This is a genomic window from Acutalibacter sp. 1XD8-36 (assembly GCF_009917525.1).
Taxonomy (GTDB): Bacteria; Bacillota; Clostridia; order Oscillospirales; family Acutalibacteraceae; genus Acutalibacter.
In genome coordinates, this window is the sequence record NZ_QZDU01000033.1 from 1 (window position 1) to 3,620 (window position 3,620).

At 53.7% G+C, this 3,620-nt stretch carries 1 protein-coding gene; it reads left to right on the forward strand.

Annotation, left to right across the window (positions count from 1 at the left end):
* Nucleotides 1-21 precede the first annotated feature (21 nt).
* A partial coding sequence (locus D5270_RS16225) for a hypothetical protein (RefSeq protein WP_207709418.1) occupies nucleotides 22-3,620 on the forward strand: 3,599 nt, incomplete at its 3' end.

A 3,620-nucleotide genomic window follows, 5' to 3' on the forward strand; every position in this document is an offset into this window, starting at 1 on the left:
AAATTTAAGAGGGTTGAAATCATGAACAAAAGCAAGTTCCTTAAGAGACCACTTGCGGCTCTTCTGGCCATCCTTATGGTCGTCGCTTTGGTCCCCATGAACGCTCTGGCTGCAGAGGGCGATACTTCTGAGCCGGAGACCCCCGGCAGCGACCTGCATGTCACTGTCGATACCTTCCCCGCCACCTATGCGGACGGAGCCTACACTGTTGAGGTGAAGGACAGCCGGACCGTCACTGTGGACTGGGCGGAGGTAGAGGGCACGGTGCTCACACTGGTAACTAAGGCGGGCACAGAGCTCCAGCTGCCCTATACGCTGGACCTGAAGACCACCGCCGAGGACCTGGGCAACGACGTCTTCAAGCTGACTCTGAAGGAGAAGGTCGGCACTGCAGAGGCTGTTTCCCATGACCTGATTATCACTGTGCGCAATGACGTGCCCGAGGACGATACCAGCCTGCGCGAGGTAGTCCGCGTGCAGAATGCGAAGGGTTCCGGGAAAGTGAAAAATGCCATCAGCGGCAAGGTTGAGGGCAGCACCATCACCATCACCGTTCCCTATGGCTATTCTCCCGCACAGGTCGGACTAGGCGTCGATGGAGGACTTTCTGAGGCCGATTCGACGAAGGTGTTCGTTCCCACATCCGTACATGCAAAGTCCAAGTACACATATAGCACTGCGACCGGCAAAGCCCAGGTAGTAGTTACCGCAGGCGACGGCCGCAGCAAGCGCTACGATGTGAACTTTGTGAACGAGGATGTGTTCACCAGCTTCAGTGTTGGCGGCGTTGAGGCCGTATATGGCGGCACTCTGACCGACCCCACCCTGACAATCACCGTGCCGAAGGGCTATGCAGGCAGCAAGGCCGCAGGCTGGACCCCGAAGTTCGAGACCACTGAGAACGTGGTGCGCGTTGAGGGCGTTCCAGGCTGGACTTGGGTCACTGATGCTGTGGATATAGGCGGTACTGCCTATGCAGGCCCCTGGCAGCCTATTCCCGGTAAAGAAGAGTATGCTGCAATTTATAAAACCAAACCGTCTACATCAGAAGGGACTGCAAATACCGACCGCACCGAGGGCCAGCCTATTGTTCCTATCGCCAGCGAGCGTGCTACTTGGAAATGGGCTGATGATACTGCTGGAAGTGCCTATAGCATTACCTATCTGAATGTAAAAACCAAAGCAAATGACAAGGGCTCACGCATTAAGGTACATGTGAAGGAAGCCCCTAAGTTCACCGAGTCTAAACTGACCGAGCTGACCTTGACCAACGACGAGAGAGAGAGCTATGTGGCCACCGCCACCGACATTGACCAGACCTCTAAGGTCATCAATATGGTGGTTGACCGTGATTTCTGGTCCAGTATTGGTAAGGATGATACCAAGTCAACTGTGAAGGCCATTATCTCTACTGGCGCGAAGATTAAGCTGGAAGCCCAGGGCGATAAGGACGACGAATCTGTTCCAACAGCTCCTGGTTCTGGCGAGAGCCAGTGGACGATTACAAATATCAACATGAAGTCCTCCACCTTTAAGCTCCGTGTAACTGCAGAAAACAATTCCAGCTCAATCTATACTGTGAACGTGGCTACTGCCGGTAACTACAACACCGATATCACCGAGTTCAAGCTTGTGAACCCCGCCACAGGTGCAGAAATTGTTGGCGTACCAAATACCGAAAACAATATCAAGCTGCAGCTGCCCTATAGTCTCTATGCCGAAAGTGCAGCTCCCGGTATTACTGGATGGATGCTTCAGGTAAAGGCCAGTGATGGCGCAATCATCAGGTCTGGTAATGATGCTGACGACAGCAAAAAATTAAGTGCACATAAGCTAAATGGTGCATTTGGCGACCCGTATGAAAATGGCGTGACAACCTTTGGCAAAATCTTTATAGCCGCATTTACATCAGGAAATACTGATGGGGAAAACGGCGCCAATGGAAGTATCGCCTATAGCCCGCGCACATTGTACTTGACCGTTTTCAATGGCGATTCCAAGGAAGTCTACACCGTTTCTCTGGTCCAGGCAGACCCCGATACCAAGGGAGCCATTACCGGCGCGAAGGTCACCACTGCTTATGACAACGACCTGGTCTACGGCTGGAAGGAAGGCGAGAAGCTAGGGGATGCTCACACCGGCGCTATCAATGCTGAGAATCAGTTCGACGTGACGGTTGATGGTAACACCCTCAAGCTGGATATACCCTATGATGCAGCTAACAATATCTACTTTGAGGATATCACTCTGAACAGCGGGACTGCAAAGGTGTTCCGTGTGCTAAACGGCGTTAATGGTGACCCGCGCGCTGTAATTTGTGTGCGCGATTTGGCCCATGACACAATCCTTGCCGGGGCTCTTCAGCAAAATCAGCAGGGCAATGTTGGCAAAGATTTTGGCTGGCCCTATGAAGGCGGCGCACAGTATGATAGTAATGTAAATCGGACTGACTACTTTGATTTGTCAAAGAATGATGACCGGAATACTATTTATGTGATTAGCGAAGCCGACTGGTATGACATGACCGACGAAGACCGCAAGAAGCTCGAGACTTACAAGGAAAACGGGAGCCACGCTGCAGATACAACAAACACAGCTACTGCAGACGAAGCCCGTGCTGTCCTGGAAGCTAACTGCACCAACAAGTATACAATTTCCGCAAACCGCGGCACTGCTAATACCGGAGATGAGCTGACAAGCTTCACCGGCAACGACGAGGTGAAGGTGGATTATAACACCGCTTACAAGACCATCACCGTGACCGTGCCCGGCTCCTACAACTGGGCTACCTATCGCGACAGCGATAAGTATGACTTCCAGCTGAACTTCGCAAACAGCGAGAACGCTGTCGTGATTGACAAGGGCCAGGATCTTGCAAATAATAAGGCAAGTCTCGCAGATACTGACGGTTATAATGTGCAGGCCAACGAGTGGGACCAGTGGCTCACCGGCAAGACCACCTTCTTCGTAAAGAACGGCGAGCTGTATATCTATGACAAGTTCACCGGCGAGGAAATCCAGGTTACCGAGATGGGCGGAACCTTCGACAACAAGGCTTGGGGCAAAATCAAGGGCCAGCAGGCTCAGATCAACGTCTATAACGAGGACCAGACCGCTCCCAACTACTACCGCCTTGAGCTGGTAGTCGGCGTACGCAGCAATAAGTGCGAGCTGACCTCCGTCACTGTTGGCGAGACCACCGTGTCTGTAACAGGCAGCGAGACCACTGTCCAGCTGCCCGAGGGGTCCGACCTGACCGCTCAGAACCTGACCCTGGTTACCTCCCCCATGTCCACAGTCCTGGTCAACGGCGAGGCATACCGCGCCGGACAGCCCTACAACGTGGAGAATCCTCTGACAATCGTTGTCACCGCCGAGGACGGCACCAAGGCCGAGTACACCCTGACCGTTACTATCGGCAGCGACAATCCCGGCCCCGGCCCGGATGACGGCAAGCCCTCGGACAAATACGACCTGAGCGACGTGTACTCGGGCCACCTGGAGGACGTAAAGAAGGCCATAGACATGGGCCTGATGTCCGGCACAGGAGCAGCAGGGAAGTTCAACCCCAAGGGCAAGATAGCCCGCCAGGACTTCGCCCTGATAATCGCCCGCGCCGA